Annotated in this window: 13 protein-coding genes and 1 pseudogene; 3 read left to right on the plus strand and 11 right to left on the minus strand. The window is 63.3% G+C overall.

Annotated features, from left to right (window positions below):
- Nucleotide 1: 1 nt before the first annotated feature.
- The 3 genes from ACVWZP_RS11775 to ACVWZP_RS11785 form a co-directional block, all read right to left on the minus strand.
- Nucleotides 2-799, minus strand: a complete 798-nt coding sequence (locus ACVWZP_RS11775; protein WP_017848816.1) for an acyl-CoA thioesterase — start codon at nucleotides 797-799, stop codon at nucleotides 2-4.
- A gap of 90 nt (nucleotides 800-889) precedes the next feature.
- The gene (locus ACVWZP_RS11780) at nucleotides 890-1,651 is read right to left on the minus strand and encodes a CHAD domain-containing protein (protein WP_457369758.1); all 762 of its coding nucleotides are present in this window, start codon (nucleotides 1,649-1,651) and stop codon (nucleotides 890-892) included.
- A gap of 82 nt (nucleotides 1,652-1,733) precedes the next feature.
- On the minus strand, nucleotides 1,734-2,012 hold the full coding sequence (locus tag ACVWZP_RS11785; RefSeq protein ID WP_017848818.1) for a hypothetical protein: 279 nt from the start codon (nucleotides 2,010-2,012) through the stop codon (nucleotides 1,734-1,736).
- A 217-nt stretch (nucleotides 2,013-2,229) separates the two neighbouring features.
- Between ACVWZP_RS11785 and ACVWZP_RS11790 the strand changes: the two genes are divergently transcribed.
- The gene (locus ACVWZP_RS11790) at nucleotides 2,230-3,267 is read left to right on the plus strand and encodes a patatin-like phospholipase family protein (protein ID WP_017848819.1); all 1,038 of its coding nucleotides are present in this window, start codon (nucleotides 2,230-2,232) and stop codon (nucleotides 3,265-3,267) included.
- A 146-nt stretch (nucleotides 3,268-3,413) separates the two neighbouring features.
- On the opposite strand, the gene ACVWZP_RS11795 is transcribed toward ACVWZP_RS11790, so the two are convergent.
- From ACVWZP_RS11795 to kdpF, 6 genes are all read right to left on the minus strand, one after another.
- Nucleotides 3,414-4,103, minus strand: a complete 690-nt coding sequence (locus ACVWZP_RS11795; RefSeq protein ID WP_457369759.1) for a response regulator — start codon at nucleotides 4,101-4,103, stop codon at nucleotides 3,414-3,416.
- A 37-nt stretch (nucleotides 4,104-4,140) separates the two neighbouring features.
- Nucleotides 4,141-6,792 (minus strand): sensor histidine kinase, encoded by a 2,652-nt coding sequence (locus ACVWZP_RS11800; RefSeq protein WP_057003736.1) that lies wholly within the window; start codon nucleotides 6,790-6,792, stop codon nucleotides 4,141-4,143.
- Between the two features lie 106 nt (nucleotides 6,793-6,898).
- Nucleotides 6,899-7,444: a potassium-transporting ATPase subunit KdpC gene (kdpC, locus tag ACVWZP_RS11805; RefSeq protein WP_026140252.1), complete on the minus strand. Its 546-nt coding sequence runs from the start codon at nucleotides 7,442-7,444 to the stop codon at nucleotides 6,899-6,901.
- A 67-nt stretch (nucleotides 7,445-7,511) separates the two neighbouring features.
- Complete coding sequence (gene kdpB, locus ACVWZP_RS11810; protein ID WP_026140253.1) at nucleotides 7,512-9,569, minus strand: potassium-transporting ATPase subunit KdpB; 2,058 nt, start codon at nucleotides 9,567-9,569, stop codon at nucleotides 7,512-7,514.
- A gap of 19 nt (nucleotides 9,570-9,588) precedes the next feature.
- The gene (kdpA, locus tag ACVWZP_RS11815; RefSeq protein WP_177030662.1) at nucleotides 9,589-11,289 is read right to left on the minus strand and encodes a potassium-transporting ATPase subunit KdpA; all 1,701 of its coding nucleotides are present in this window, start codon (nucleotides 11,287-11,289) and stop codon (nucleotides 9,589-9,591) included.
- Nucleotides 11,290-11,298: 9 nt separating this feature from the next.
- A complete protein-coding gene (gene kdpF / locus ACVWZP_RS11820) occupies nucleotides 11,299-11,388 on the minus strand; it encodes a K(+)-transporting ATPase subunit F (protein ID WP_003218754.1) in 90 nt (29 codons plus the stop codon).
- Between the two features lie 412 nt (nucleotides 11,389-11,800).
- Here kdpF and eat point away from each other — a divergent pair, with 412 nt between their 5' ends.
- On the plus strand, nucleotides 11,801-13,165 hold the full coding sequence (eat, locus tag ACVWZP_RS11825; RefSeq protein WP_079443147.1) for an ethanolamine permease: 1,365 nt from the start codon (nucleotides 11,801-11,803) through the stop codon (nucleotides 13,163-13,165).
- 109 nt (nucleotides 13,166-13,274) lie between these two features.
- Nucleotides 13,275-13,442 (plus strand): DUF2897 family protein, encoded by a 168-nt coding sequence (locus ACVWZP_RS11830; protein WP_079443146.1) that lies wholly within the window; start codon nucleotides 13,275-13,277, stop codon nucleotides 13,440-13,442.
- Nucleotides 13,443-13,499: 57 nt separating this feature from the next.
- On the opposite strand, the gene ACVWZP_RS11835 is transcribed toward ACVWZP_RS11830, so the two are convergent.
- Nucleotides 13,500-14,348, minus strand: coding sequence for an urea carboxylase-associated family protein (locus ACVWZP_RS11835; protein WP_046384258.1), 849 nt, complete (start codon nucleotides 14,346-14,348; stop codon nucleotides 13,500-13,502).
- Between the two features lie 15 nt (nucleotides 14,349-14,363).
- A pseudogene (locus ACVWZP_RS11840) lies at nucleotides 14,364-14,600 on the minus strand (GntR family transcriptional regulator); the annotation flags it as partial.
- Nucleotides 14,601-14,738: the final 138 nt, after the last annotated feature.

Here is a 14,738-nt window from a genome sequence, read left to right on the forward strand (position 1 = left end):
GTCAGGCGAAGACCACCACGGTCTGGCGGCTGATGGCGATCAACTCGCCGCTCGGGCTCCACAGCGCCGCAGCGGCATGGCCGTAGCCGTCACGGGCGTGTTCGATGTTGACGTAGTACTGGCACCAGTCAAGTGTGGTGAGGTCTTGCAGCGGCTGGATAAATTCGATGGTCCAGGTCAGGGTACTGCCCGGCGCGGGCTTGCGTAGGTGCGGCAGCAACGCTGGCGGCCAGGCATCCACCAGGGCGAGGATGTGCGACTCGGTCAGCGGCTCTTCCTTCACATCGCCGCGCAAGCGCACCCAACCGCCCATGTCGCGGGAGGTATTGCCGGTAAACGGCAGGCCGCCGACACTCCAGCGCATCGCCAGGTGCCGCATGAATTCCGGGGTGACGCCCTGGATATACGGCAGCTCCTGGCATTCATCCCAATGCTTGAAGGTCGGCGGCGGCTCGCTCGCCACCACGACTTGCGACTCACGGGACGCGCCGAAACTGGCCTGGACCAGCGTCGCCACTTCACCGTTCTGCACCACCCGGCCAAGCAATTGGCTGACCGCCTTGCCTTCGCGCAGCACTTCGACGTGATAACTGGCGGGCACATCCGCGGCGACCGGGCCGACAAAGGTGATTGCCAACGAGCGTAACGGCCGGTCGGCAGGGACCTGGGCGCGTAGCGCTTCATATTGCAAAGCGGCCACCAGGCCACCAAAGGTCGCGCGACCCTGCGCCCATTCGGCGGGGATGGTGACCTCCAGCGGGTGGTTACGGGCGGCGTCGAGCAAATCACTGAAGCGCATGGCGACCTCACATCAAAAAGACCGGAGCAGCGATCTTAACCAGCGCACCCACCAGGTACAGCGCCTATTCCGGCCAAAAACCGGACCGGCTCAGAAACAATCCGCGCAGAGTTTGTCCAGCACCCGATCCGCCTCGCCTTCGGCCTGGGCCATGGTGCGACGCCAAATCGTCACACAGGGCTGCAGATCGGCTTGATGCTCGGCCTGGAGCAGCCACTGCCAGCAATCATGCCAATCGCCCAGGGCGCCTTGGGCTTGCTTGAGGCGCAACACGGCCTTGACCGGCAGCTTGTCCAGCTCGGGGTAGGCTTCGGCGGCGTAGCGCACGCGCTTGATCAACAAACGCAGACGGTGGCGATCGTGACTGGGGTCCTGCAGGGCGTCATCGAGGTTGTGCCATTGCTTGGCCAGGCGTTTCTCGATACGCGTGCGCAGGCCCCTGAGCAGTTTCTGGTGTTGCGAGGCACGGATAAACCGCGGGAATGCATCGAGGATCTGCAGCAGGTGCGCCAGCTCCGGGCCCTGGGCGACGTGGCGATAGGCCTCGGGTTGCAGGCGCAGACGACGGTCGGCGGCGGCATGGTGACCGTGCTGGTGCAGATGCGCGGCCAGCACTTCACGATCGCGCAACGGGGTGGTCAATTGGCCGACGGTGCTGGCGGCCAGTTCGAGTTGTTCGACCCCCGGCAAGCCGCGCAAGGGTCGCAACAGGCTACGCAGGCGCCGCACGGTGGTGCGCAAATCATGCAGGGCTTCATCGTCGGTGACGGCGGCGAGCCGAGCCTGGCAGCTCAGTAACCCTACTTCCAGGCCGATGACCTGAGCGACTAACTGATCTACCAAGGCTGACATGCTTTCCCCCACTGACGACGAATAATCCCTGCATCACTCAAACCGCTGACGCAGCCTGGTTGCACTCGACAGCTGCGACGAATCAGCGGCCGGCGCGCGACTCACGAATATAGAAACGCGCCTTCTCGGCCTTGTTGGCGCAGCCTTCGAACGCTTCGAATTGCTGCTGGGTCTTGGCGCCGGTCAACAGGGACAAGGCCTTGGAGTAACTCACGGTACCGGCAAAGCCTTCGGCCTTGGCCAGGTCCAGCTCTTTCCACGCGGCGTCCAATTGGCTGCCGCAGCTGTCGCGATAGGCAGTTTTCCCGGCGCAACCGGCCAGGGCCAACATGATCACAGGCACACACATCCAGGCTTTCATCGATGACACCTCAAAATAAAGAAAAACGGTCGTACCGTGTAGACGTTGCCTACAAAGAAAAGTGCCTTGTCCGCCACCCGAAATCAAAAGCGCCGATTGCCAGAGCATACCCGAGCCTAGCCGCTATTCTGGAAAAATATTGCGCGGTGGCGCGAAGATTGAAGCCGCCCCCGTATTGGGCGCATTGTGGGCGCCTGCTTAACGAAGGACATCGACCATGAAGAAGCGTGTTGCCTTGGTGCTGGGCTCCGGTGGGGCCAGGGGCTATGCCCATATCGGTGTGATCGAGGAAATCGAACGGCGCGGCTACGACATCGCCTGTATCGCCGGCTGCTCCATGGGCGCGGTGGTCGGCGGAATCTATGCTGCCGGCAAACTCGATGAGTATCGCAACTGGATCGAAAGCCTGGATTACCTCGACGTACTGCGCCTGGTCGATGTGAGCTTCCGCCTGGGAGCGATTCGCGGCGAGAAGGTCTTCGGGCAGATCCGCAAGATCGTCGGCGAGATCAATATCGAAGAGCTGCGCATCCCCTACACCGCCGTGGCCACCGACCTCACTAACCAGCAGGAAATCTGGTTCCAGGAAGGCTGCCTGCACCAGGCCATGCGCGCATCGGCGGCGATTCCGAGCCTGTTCACCCCGGTGATGCAGGGCAACCGCATGCTGGTGGATGGCGGCCTGCTCAACCCGCTGCCGATCGTGCCGGTGGTGTCGAGCCATTGCGACTTGATCATTGCCGTCAACCTCAACGCGACCAACCAGAAACACTACCACTTGCCGGTGATCCAGCGGCCGCCGGCATTCAAGAGCCGCTTCAACAGCCTGGCGAAGTCGCTGGGTTCGCACTTGCCGTTTCGCCGCAAGCAGGCCGAGCAGTTGATGAAGCTCGAACAGGAAGCCTTGCAGGCCCAAGCGGCCGAGATCAACCCGTGGCTGGAGTCGGCCGAACCGGAATCCCAGCAGCCCGCCGCCGCCCCGGAAAAAGCCGGGGCGCCGAAGTCGGCGACCGGTTCGTTCATCATCGATAACGTCGGCCCGGCATCATTGCTGGACCTGATCAACCAGAGCTTCGAGGTGATGCAGACATCGCTGGCGCAATACAAGATCGCCGGCTACCCGCCGGATGTGCTGATCAACGTGCCGAAGCGAGTGTGCCGGTTTTTCGAGTTCTACAAGGCGCCGGAACTGATCGCCCTGGGGCGCGAGATCGCCAGTGATACGTTGGATCGGTATGAGAGTGAGCAGCACTGAGATTGGCGGTGTGGCTGGGGGCCCTATCGGGGGCAAGTCGAATCGTCGCACCGCCCCTCCCACATTTTGATTTGTGAACGCCTTCAACCTGTGGGAGGGGGCTTGCCCCCGATGAGGCCCTGACAGCCAACGAAAACCCACCAGACCTAAGCCCCCAGCAACCGATACCCCACCCCCGCCTCGGTCACGATAAACCGCGGCTGAGTCGGATCATCCGCCAGCTTCTGGCGCAGGTGGCCCACCACGATGCGCAGGTAGTGGCTGTCCTCGATATGGGTCGGCCCCCAGATGTCTTTGAGCAATTGCTGCTGGGTAATCACCCGCCCCGGATGTCGCGCCAATTGCGCCAGCACCGCGTATTCCTTGCGGGTCAGCGCCACTTCGGCACCGTCCAGCAATACGCGGCGGAAGGCCAGGTCCACCGTCAGCGGGCCAAAACACAACGCCGCTTCCTGGGCTTCACCCGCTGGGGCCTGGCGCAACAAGGCGCGCACGCGGGCCAGAAACTCCTGGATGCCAAAGGGTTTGGTGACGTAATCGTTCGCGCCCCCATCCAGCGCCTCGACCTTTTGCACTTCGCTGGCGCGCACCGACAACACCAGCACCGGCACCGTCGACCACTCACGAAACTCGCGCAGCACCTGCTGGCCGTCCATGTCCGGCAAGCCGAGGTCGAGTACCAGCAAATCCGGCTTACTCAAGGCGGCCTGGGCCAGGCCTTCGTTGCCAGTGCCGGCCTCGATCACTTTGTAGCCCTGGGAGGCCAGGCTGATGCGCAGGAATTTGCGGATCTGCGGTTCGTCGTCAATGACCAAAATCGTCGCGGTCTGGCTCATGGTGTCCAATCAAAATCCATCGAAAAAAGAGAGTAGCTCACGCCTCGCGTTCCAGGCCAGGCTGTGCGGGTAAAGGCAGGAACAGCGTGATGCAAGTGCCCCGCCCGCCAATCCCATCGGCGACGCTGATATGCCCGCCATGGGCACCGACCATGCCCTGGCAGATCGCCAGGCCCAGACCGGTGCCCTGGCCGCCGCGATCGCCACGGGCAGCGGTGTAGAACATATCGAAAATCTTCGCGCGCTCGTCTTCGGGAATCCCGGGGCCCTCATCCGCCACGGCGAAGAATAGCTGGTTATCCGACACCCCGGCGCTGACGTGCAAATGGCCCTGGGCCGGCGAGAATCGAGCGGCGTTTTCCAGCACGTTGACCAGCGCCTGCTCGATCAACGCGGCATGCACATACAGCAACGGCAGTTCAGACGGCACATCGATCCTCACCTGCAACGGCGCCAGCACCGCGCGCAAACGGCCGAGGGCGCTGCCGACGATATCACCGGGCGAGACCCAATCGCGCGCCAGCTTCAACGCGCCATGGCCCAGGCGGGTCATGTCCAACAGGTTCTGGATATAGCGGTCGAGGCGCTCGGCTTCATCGCGGGTGCCTTCGAGCAACTCGCGGCGATCCTCCAGCGGGATGGCTTCGCCGAGTGCCAGCAAGCTGTCGATACTGCCGCGCATGGACGTCAACGGCGTGCGCAAATCGTGGGACACCGAGGCGAGCAAGGCACTGCGCAGTTGCTCGGTCTCGCCGTGCAGGCGCGCGGACTCCAGCTCCTGCGCCAATTGCGCGCGGGCCAACGCCTGGGCCAGCGGCTGGCTCAAGGCGATCAGCAAGCGACGCCGCTGGCCGCTCAGTTCCATACCGGGTTTTGCACTGACACCGAGCAACCCCAGCGGGCCCTCTTCGCTCGACAGCGGCCACCACCACCAGCCCCCGAACGGCAACGTGCCGGTGCCCTTGCCCGCCGGCTGATCATGCTGCCAGGCCCAGTCGGCGGCGGCGCGTTCGGCTTCGGTGAAGGTCAGCGGCCCGCCGGTCTCGACTTTCCAGCCGCCCTGGCCGTCGCGGTTGACCAGGCACAGATCCAGGTCGCTCCAGCCTTCCAGGTGATGCGCCGCCGCGCTGATCACCGCCTGGCGGTCGGTGGCGGCGGTGAGTTTGCGCGACAGGTCGAGCAGCTCGCTGGTTTCTTCCTGGGTATCGCGCAACGCCTGCAACTGCCGGCGCTGGCGCGCCGCGAGGTTACCGGTCAGCGCCGCCATCAGCAGGAAGAACAACAGAGTCAGCACGTCTTCTTCACGCTGGATGGCGAAGGAGAATTTTGGCGGAATAAACAGGAAGTCATACGTCAGGAACGACAGCGCCGCGCACATCAGGGACGGCCCCAGGCTGCTGCGCACCGCCACCAGCAATACCGCCGCGAGAAACACCAGCGAGATATTCGGCAACGGCAACACACTGGCGACCGCCCAGGCCAGGGCCGCCGCGATCACCGTCGCGACCACCGCCAGCGCATAGTCGAACCACACCAGCCCGCGCACATCCGGCAGACGCGGCGGTGCAGGTACGTCGTCGCTGTCGAGGATATTGATTTCCAGACCGCGCGCATTGCGCATCAGGCGCTCGGCCACGCCACCGCCGAACAGCCGACGTCGCCAGTTCATCCGCGACTGCCCGACCAGCACCAGGCTGGCGCGGCGCTCGGCGGCATGCTGGATCAACGTCTTGGTCACCTCCCCCGCACGCAACAGCACCACGTCACCGCCGAGGCGTTCGGCCAGTTGCTGGGCATTTTGCAGACGCAGACGCGCTTGCTCATCGCGTGCGCGGCCGTTATCGATATGCACCAGGGTCCAGGGCAGATGGCGACGCTGCGCCACGCGGCTGGCATGGCGCACCAGGCGCTCGGCTTGCGCATCGCCGTCGACGCCGACCAGCAAGCGCCCACGCACGGCCGGCGCGGCCTGGCCGAGTTGGCGGTAACCCTGGGCCAGGTCGTCGTCGACGTGAGCCGCGGCGGTTTGCATCGCCAGCTCGCGCAGGGCCATCAGGTTGGTCTGGGTGAAAAACGCGTCGATGGCCGCGCGGGCCTGTTCCGGCACATACACCTTGCCGTCGCGCAGGCGCTCCAGCAACTCGCGGGACGGCAGGTCGATCAGCAGCAGCTCATCGGCCTCCTGCAGGACCCAATCGGGCAGGGTTTCGCGCACCTGCACGCCGGTAATGCCACGCACCTGATCGTTGAGGCTTTCCAGGTGCTGGACGTTGACCGTGGTGAACACGTTGATGCCGGCGGCGAGCAGTTCCTGAATATCCTGCCAGCGCTTTTCATGGCGGCTGCCGGGCGCGTTGCTGTGGGCCAGTTCGTCCACCAGCACCAGTTGCGGCTTGGCGGCGAGCAGGCCGTCCAGGTCCATTTCCTCGAGCATCACGCCCCGGTATTCACTGCGCAGCAACGGTTGCTGCGGCAGGCCGCTGAGCAACGCTTCGGTCTCGGCGCGGCCGTGGGTTTCGACCACGCCAGCGAGCAACCTGACGCCCTGGCGCAACTGTGTGTGGGCGGCCTGGAGCATGGCGTAGGTCTTGCCCACACCCGGCGCGGCGCCCAGGAAGACTTTGAGCCGGCCACGGCCGTCCCGGGGCAGATCGGCTAACAGGGCATCGGCGCGGCCGGAGTCGCTCATGCGCGGGGGTTCCTTCAGGGGTTTATAGGGTGTCTTTCAGGGCGCTATCGCGGGCAAGCCCGCTCTCACATGTGGAATGCATTGCCCGCGATAGCGGCGCTCCTGTTTACAATTTTTCCAGGGCCATGTTCAGCGCCAGCACATTCACCACCGGCGGGCCCACCAGTGGGCTTTCAATGTGTTCATCCAGCAAGCGTTGCAGGGTGGCCACCGGCACATTCCGCGCGGCGGCTACCCGCGCCAGTTGATAGGCAATCGCCTGCGGAGGCAAGTGTGGATCAAGACCGCTGCCGGAGGTAGTCAGCGAGGCTAGCGGCACCGGCCCTTGCGCGGGCACGAACTGTTTATTCGCGTCATCGAACACGCGCGTGGCCAATGCCGGGTTGCTTGGCCCCAGGTTGCTCGCGCTGCTGGACACGGTCGCGAACGCGCCCGCCGAAGGACGCGGGTGGAACCAGCTGTCGCCGGTAAAGTCCTGGGCGATCAGGCTGGAGCCGCGCACCTTGCCGCTGGCGTCGCGCACCAGGCTGCCGTTGGCCTGGTCCGGGAAGGCAACCTGGGCGACGCCGGTCACCACCAACGGGTAGGCGACGCCGGTGATCAGGGTCATGAGGACCAGCAGGCTCAGGGCCGGGCGGATGATATTGGACATTTCAAATTCCTCGATTCGGTCAGTGCAACCTGTGGCCACCGCTTTGCCGGTGCCCACAGGCATCGGGTCAAACCAGGTGCAGCGCGGTCAGCAACATGTCGATCGCCTTGATGCCCACGAACGGCACCACAATCCCGCCCAGGCCGTAGATCAATAGGTTGCGCCGCAGCAACGCCGCCGCACTCGCCGCCTGCACCCGCACACCGCGCAGCGCCAGGGGAATCAGCACGACGATGATCAGCGCGTTGAACACGATGGCCGAGAGGATCGCGCTCTGCGGGCTCTGCAGGTGCATCACGTTGAGCACGCCCAGTTGCGGGTAGATCGAGGCGAACAGCGCCGGCAGGATCGCGAAGTACTTGGCCACGTCGTTGGCGATGGAAAAGGTGGTCAGCGCGCCGCGGGTCACCAGCAATTCCTTGCCGATCTGCACCACGTCCAGCAGCTTGGTCGGGTCGCTGTCGAGGTCGACCATGTTGGCCGCTTCGCGGGCAGCCTGGGTCCCGTCGTTCATCGCCATGCCGACGTCCGCCTGGGCCAGCGCCGGGGCGTCGTTGGCGCCGTCGCCGCACATCGCCACCAGTCGGCCGTCGTTCTGTTCGTGGCGGATCCGTGCGAGTTTTTTCTCCGGGGTAGCTTCGGCCAACACGTCGTCCACGCCGGCTTCCGCAGCAATCGCGGCCGCTGTCAGCGGGTTGTCGCCGGTGACCATCACGGTGCGGATCCCCAGTTTGCGCAGCTCGGCAAACCGTTCGCGGATGCCGGGCTTGACCACGTCCTTCAGATGGATCGCACCGAGCAACTTGCCATCGGCGCACACCAGCAACGGCGTGCCGCCGCTCTGGGCGATCTTGTCGACTTCCCGCGACAGGGCCGGTTGCAGGTCGCCGCGAGGCTGACCGATAAACGCCAGCAGCGAGTCCACGGCGCCTTTGCGGAATACGCGGCCCTGATAGTCGACGCCGGACAAACGGGTTTCGGCGGTGAACGGCACAGCAGTCAGTTCCGCCAGGGACGGCTCGGCCTGTGGGTGCAGGGCACGCAGGTATTCAACGATGGATTTACCTTCTGCCGTGTCATCCGCCAGGGACGCCAGCAGCGCGCCCTCGGCCAGTTCCCGGCCGCTCACGCCTGGCGCCGCCACCACTGCCGCGCAGCGACGGTTGCCAAAGGTGATGGTGCCGGTCTTGTCCAGCAGCAACACATGCACGTCCCCCGCCGCTTCCACGGCGCGACCGGACTTGGCGATCACGTTGAGGCGCACCAGGCGGTCCATACCGGCGATACCGATGGCCGAGAGCAAGCCGCCGATGGTGGTAGGAATCAGCGTCACCAGCAGTGCGACCAGGAACACCAGAGGCAAGCTGCCATTGGCAAAGTGAGCGAACGGCTGCAGGGTCACGACCACCAGCAGGAAGATCAGGGTCAGGCCGATCAGCAGGATATCCAGCGCCACTTCGTTGGGGGTTTTCTGGCGTTTGGCGCCTTCCACCAGCGCGATCATGCGGTCCAGCGTGGACTCGCCGGGGTTGGCGGTGATGCGGATCAGCAGCCAGTCCGAGACCAGGCGCGTGTTGCCGGTGACGGCCGAGCGATCGCCGCCGGATTCGCGGATCACCGGCGCGGATTCGCCGGTGATCGCCGCTTCGTTGACCGCGGCGATGCCTTCGATGACCTCGCCGTCGCCGGGGATCATTTCCCCGGCGGCGACGCGCACCACATCACCTTTGCGCAGGCTGGTGGCGGGCACGACCTTGAAGCTGCCATCGGCCTCCTTGCGCCGAGCGCTGAGGCCTTCGCTGCCGGCCTTGAGGCTGTCGGCGCGGGCCTTGCCACGCCCTTCGGCCAAGGCTTCGGCGAAGTTGGCGAACAGCACGGTAAACCACAGCCACACGGCGATTTGCGCGGCGACGAAGGTCGGCACGGCGGTGTCGGGCACCAGGCACAGCACGGTGGTGAGGATGGCGGTCAGTTCGACCACCAGCATCACCGGCGAGCGTTGCAGTTGCCGTGGGTCGAGCTTGACGAACGCCTGGACCAGCGCCGGGCGCCACAGCGCGGAGATCGCGGTTTTGGCGGGCTCGTGGGTTTTGACCGGGCTCGCGTTTTTTGCAGGCATGTTCATTTTCATATCCCTCGGCTCTTCATTTAAAAGCAGCCATGCTCAGGTGTTCAGCAATAGGGCCCAGTGCCAGTGTCGGCAGGAAGGTCAGGCCGCCCACCAGCAAAATGGTCACGGTCAACAGGGTCACGAACAGCGGACCATGGGTGGGGAAGCTGTTCTGGCCAATCGGTGCGGTCTTCTTCATCGCCAGGCTGCCGGCCAGGGCCAGTACCGGGAGGATGTAGCCGAAGCGACCGATCAACATGCCCAGGCCCAGCATCAAGTTGTGGAACGGCGTGTTGGCACTGAAGCCGCCGAACGCCGAACCGTTGTTGGCACTGGCCGAGGTGTAGGCATAGAGCAACTGGCTGAACCCGTGGGGGCCAGGGTTGCTGATCGCACCGGCCGGGCCGGGCAGGCTGGAAGCGAGGGCACCGAGCACCAGCACGCCGATCGGCATCACCATCAGGGTCACGACCAGCAATTGCACTTCCTTGGCCTGCAGCTTCTTGCCCAGGTATTCCGGAGTGCGGCCGATCATCAGGCCGGCGAGGAACACCGCGATCAACACGTTGAGCAACATGCCGTACATACCGGCGCCGACGCCGCCGAAGATCACTTCGCCGACCATCATGTTGACCAGTGCCACCATCCCGCTGAGGGGGCTGAGGCTGTCGTGCATGCCGTTGACCGAACCGTTGGACGCCGCGGTGGTGGTCACCGACCACAACACGGTGCCAGTGGTGCCGAAGCGCGCTTCTTTACCTTCCAGCGGCGCGGTCTGCTCAACCGCCGGGTTGTTCAAGGTCGGATTGGGCTGGTACTCGGCCCACAGCGAGGTTGCACCGCCGATCAGGAACAGGGCCAGCATGCAAGCGAGGATCGCCCGGCTCTGACGCAGATCCTTCACGTAATGGCCGAAGGTAAACACCAGCGCCACCGGGATCAGGATGATCGCCGACAACTCGAACAGGTTGGCCCAGGCCGTCGGGTTTTCAAACGGATGCGCCGAGTTCACGCCAAAGAAACCGCCACCGTTGGTGCCCAGTTGCTTGATCGCAATCTGGCTGGCCGCCGGGCCCAAAGGGATCACCTGGTCGACGCCCTGCAGGGTCACGGCATCAACATAATGCGCGAAGGTTTGCGGCACGCCCTGCCACACCAGGAACAACGCCATCACCAGGCACAACGGCAACAGGCCGTAGAGCGTGGCGCGGGTCATGTCGACCCAGAAGTTGCCCAGGGTCTGGGTGGATTTGCGACCGATCCCACGGCACAGCGCGACCAGGACGGCAAGACCGGTGGCGGCACTGACGAAGTTCTGCACGGTGAGGCCGGCCATCTGGCTGAGGTAGCTGAGGGACGCTTCACCGCTGTAGGACTGCCAGTTGGTGTTGGTCATGAAGCTGACCGCGGTGTTGAAGGCCAGGGTCCATTCCTGGCCCGGCAATTTCTGCGGGTTCAGTGGGAGGTAGTCCTGGAACAAAAGGATCGAGAACAGCAACACAAACCCGGCGAGGTTGAACGCCAGCAACGCCAACATGTATTTCTGCCAGCTCTGTTCCTGTTGCGCGTCCACGCCCGAGAGGCGATAGCACGCGCGCTCCACGGGCCCGAGCAGCGGCGTGAGCCAAGTGCGCCGGCCTTCCATCACGTTGTAATAGAACCGCCCCAGGAACGGGGCCGGCACCAGTACCACGGCGAAGAAGGCGATGATCAGCCAATAGTCATAACTGTGCATAGCCTGCTCCTAGTTCCGATCCGCGCGTAATAGCGCAACCAGCAGATAAATGAACAGCGCCACGGCCAATAGCAGTGACACCCCGTCCAGAACGCTCATGGAAGTCTCTCCGTTTTGCGGCGAGTGCCGCGTGTGGGGCAATTGTCGGCAGGAGTGGTGTAAAGGAACGAGAGCGAGGGGCTGGGTGAGGCGTAAAGATGGCGTAAAGAGTGGGTTTATGCGGGGTTTACACCGGGGGTTTCGGTGCCTGGGCGGGCGCTATCGGGAGCAAGCGCCCTCCCACAGGTTGATCGGCGCTCGGCATGACAACTCGGTCAAGTGTGGGAGGGAGCTTGCTCCCGATAGCACCGGCACAGTCACCGCCGCACTTATCTGGTGCAGCAACAGGAAAATTCAAACGCCAAACCATCCCCCAAACGACAGTAGCGCAGCTTTACGACAATGATTCTCAGGCTGGCATGGCCGCTGCAACACCTTGAATCATTCCAACCGGTTCAGGGAGCGCAATACGATGAACACACAACTCAAACCCACCTTGGGCACCCTGCATTTGTGGGGCATCGCGGTCGGGCTGGTGATTTCCGGGGAATACTTCGGCTGGAGCTATGGCTGGGGCGTAGCCGGGACCTTGGGCTTCCTGGTGACCTCGTTGATGGTCGCCGCGATGTACACCTGCTTTATCTTCAGTTTCACCGAACTGACCACCGCCATTCCCCACGCAGGTGGGCCCTTTGCCTACAGCCGCCGCGCGTTTGGTGAAAAAGGCGGCCTGATTGCCGGCCTGGCGACCCTGATCGAATTCGTGTTCGCCCCGCCCGCCATCGCCTTGGCAATCGGTGCGTATCTGAATGTGCAGTTTCCCGCACTCGATCCGAAACACGCCGCCGTCGGCGCCTACATCGTGTTCATGGGCCTGAACATCCTCGGCGTGAAACTCGCCGCCACCTTCGAACTGGTGGTGTGCGTACTCGCCGTCGCCGAACTGCTGGTGTTCATGGGCGTGGTCGCCCCCGCGTTCAGCTTCAGCAACTTCGCCCTTAATGGCTGGGCCGGCTCCGACACCTTCGGGGCCCCGGCGATTGCCGGAATGTTCGCGGCGATCCCCTTCGCGATCTGGTTCTTCCTCGCCATCGAAGGCGCGGCCATGGCGGCCGAGGAAGCGAAAGATCCCAAGCGCACCATTCCGAAAGCCTACATCAGCGGCATCCTGACCCTGGTGATCCTGGCCATGGGCGTGATGTTCTTCGCCGGCGGCGTGGGCGACTGGCGCACCCTGTCGAACATCAACGACCCGCTGCCCCAGGCGATGAAAACCGTAGTAGGCGAAAGCTCCGGCTGGCTGCACATGCTGGTGTGGATCGGCCTGTTCGGTTTGGTGGCGAGCTTCCACGGCATCATCCTTGGCTACTCGCGCCAATTCTTCGCCCTGGCTCGGGCCGGCTACCTGCCGCCGTTCCTGGCCAAGCTGTCGCGTTTTCATACACCGCACCGGGCAATCATCGCTGGCGGCGTGGTCGGTATTGCCGCCATCTACAGCGACGGTTTGATCAACCTGGGCGGCATGACCCTGACTGCAGCAATGATCACCATGGCCGTATTCGGCGCCATCGTGATGTACATCATGAGCATGCTCAGCCTGTTCAAACTGCGTAAGACCGAACCGCTGCTGGAACGCACCTTCCGCGCTCCGGGCTACCCGATCGTGCCGGGCATCGCGCTGGTGCTGGCGGTGGTGTGCCTGGTGGCCATGGCCTGGTTCAACGCGCTGATCGGCATGATCTTCCTCGGCTTCATGGTGGTCGGCTTCATCTACTTCCAGATGACCGCGCACGACCGCGCCGCGGCACCGGCAGATGCAATGTTGACCGGGCTCTAAGGTTTTGAGGCGGAACAGGCCTACACTGAACTACTCAGAAAGCCTGTAACTCAAAGCAGTTATTACCGTGGGAAAACCTCCCACGGCAATCTGCCTCAAGGAGAGCGTTATGCCGTGGTATGCATGGTTGATTATGGTGGTTGCGATCGGGTCGATCGTCGGCGGGCTGCTGATGCTGCGTGACAGCGCCAACAAAGTGGAACTCACCGACGAACAACGCAAACGCGTGGCCGAGCGCAATGCGCAGGCGGATGCCAAGGATGGGCAGGACCGCTGATCCCATGTGGCGAGGGAGCTTGCTCCCGTCGGGCTGCAATGCAGCCCCTCTTCTGCCCTACTCCCATTCCGCCTTGGCAATCTGCAAACCGTGCTGCCCTTTATAAGCAGCACGCTCCGGCTGACTCCAGCCGTTCAGCAACTCGGCTTCCAGTCGATAAATCTCAACCCCCAGCGGACGACACACCGTCAGCGGGTCCTGTGCATCCGGGCCCCACATCGGCAGCGACAGATCCCCGCCCGGGCAGGTCGACAGCGCACACAACAAATCAATCTCGGCAAAAAACTCCAGGTAATCGCCCTTCTGCGCCGGACAGGCTTTCATGAAATACATGTCGTCGTGATTGAGGCCGGTGCATTGGAAGATGTTCAGCACGTCATGCACGTCGAATTCCGTCAGACCGTGAGGCAACACCGCACGGGTCAGGTTCGAGTGACAGTGATGATGGAAATCTTCACCAGTGAGCATGCGGTTCACATACGGATCGCAGCGCGTACCGAGCAAATCATGCAGGCGCCCGCCGTGCTCATCGATGCCGTAGCTGGCCAGGCTGTCATCGGTGATGGTCACCAGCGGCCGCAGGAACGGCAGGTTCGACCACAACCGGTCATGGGTGCTGACATGCGCGCCCTGCAACTGACGCGTGCGCGCGGCCCACAGGCGTTCGCGCGGGTCGTTGGCGTTCCACACATTGAAGTCGCCCACCTGTGGCCCCACCGGCGTAGTCACACGGAACACATGCCCGGCCGGCACCTTCCACGCCCTGCCCGTGCGAATCGGCACCTCGAACTGTTCGACCAAGGTGCGTTGATCCTTGCGCTCACGGATACGCTCGTAAAACGCGGTGTCGACCTGCAACGCCGAACCTTTGCTGACCTGGTAAGCGGCTGGATAGTCTTTGTACATGGTGCGAATCCTCGATCAAGGGAAAGTAAACAGGGCCAACGACTGCCGTTCTGAATCATCCAGGTACACGCTCATCGCCTCCCCGGCCGCCAGCTTGTTGTTATTGGCTAATAACGTGTGGATCTCAAGGTCCCGTTCCAGCCAGGGCGACTGGAAACGCTGCTCATCGGGCGCGGCGCAGAACACCAGACGCAACTGCGCAATCACCTGGGCGAAAAACTCGTCGAACAACGGGCTGCGCATCGGTCCGACAAACTGGTCAGCTAAGGACAAATTAAGTGTCATGACCCACCTATGATTGTTGAACAATCTCCAGCTATAGAGTAATAATTATTCATGCCAAGTCCGCGAGAACTGTGCAAATTTATTCAAGGTTTATTCGTTCGGAGA

Source organism: Pseudomonas sp. TE36184 (assembly GCF_054060055.1).

What these genes read in the sequence shown, in the direction of transcription:
- kdpC (WP_026140252.1), bottom strand. Translation starts at nt 7,444, where the DNA reads ATGTCCAATATCATCCGCCCGGCCCTGAGCCTGCTGGTCCTCATGACC.
- kdpF (WP_003218754.1), bottom strand. Translation starts at nt 11,388, where the DNA reads ATGAGCGTTCTGGACGGGGTGTCACTGCTATTGGCCGTGGCGCTGTTC.
- ACVWZP_RS11795 (WP_457369759.1), bottom strand. Translation starts at nt 4,103, where the DNA reads ATGAGCCAGACCGCGACGATTTTGGTCATTGACGACGAACCGCAGATC.
- ACVWZP_RS11775 (WP_017848816.1), bottom strand. Translation starts at nt 799, where the DNA reads ATGCGCTTCAGTGATTTGCTCGACGCCGCCCGTAACCACCCGCTGGAG.
- ACVWZP_RS11830 (WP_079443146.1), top strand. Translation starts at nt 13,275, where the DNA reads ATGCCGTGGTATGCATGGTTGATTATGGTGGTTGCGATCGGGTCGATC.
- ACVWZP_RS11780 (WP_457369758.1), bottom strand. Translation starts at nt 1,651, where the DNA reads ATGTCAGCCTTGGTAGATCAGTTAGTCGCTCAGGTCATCGGCCTGGAA.
- kdpB (WP_026140253.1), bottom strand. Translation starts at nt 9,569, where the DNA reads ATGAACATGCCTGCAAAAAACGCGAGCCCGGTCAAAACCCACGAGCCC.
- ACVWZP_RS11785 (WP_017848818.1), bottom strand. Translation starts at nt 2,012, where the DNA reads ATGAAAGCCTGGATGTGTGTGCCTGTGATCATGTTGGCCCTGGCCGGT.
- kdpA (WP_177030662.1), bottom strand. Translation starts at nt 11,289, where the DNA reads ATGCACAGTTATGACTATTGGCTGATCATCGCCTTCTTCGCCGTGGTA.
- ACVWZP_RS11800 (WP_057003736.1), bottom strand. Translation starts at nt 6,792, where the DNA reads ATGAGCGACTCCGGCCGCGCCGATGCCCTGTTAGCCGATCTGCCCCGG.
- ACVWZP_RS11835 (WP_046384258.1), bottom strand. Translation starts at nt 14,348, where the DNA reads ATGTACAAAGACTATCCAGCCGCTTACCAGGTCAGCAAAGGTTCGGCG.
- ACVWZP_RS11790 (WP_017848819.1), top strand. Translation starts at nt 2,230, where the DNA reads ATGAAGAAGCGTGTTGCCTTGGTGCTGGGCTCCGGTGGGGCCAGGGGC.
- eat (WP_079443147.1), top strand. Translation starts at nt 11,801, where the DNA reads ATGAACACACAACTCAAACCCACCTTGGGCACCCTGCATTTGTGGGGC.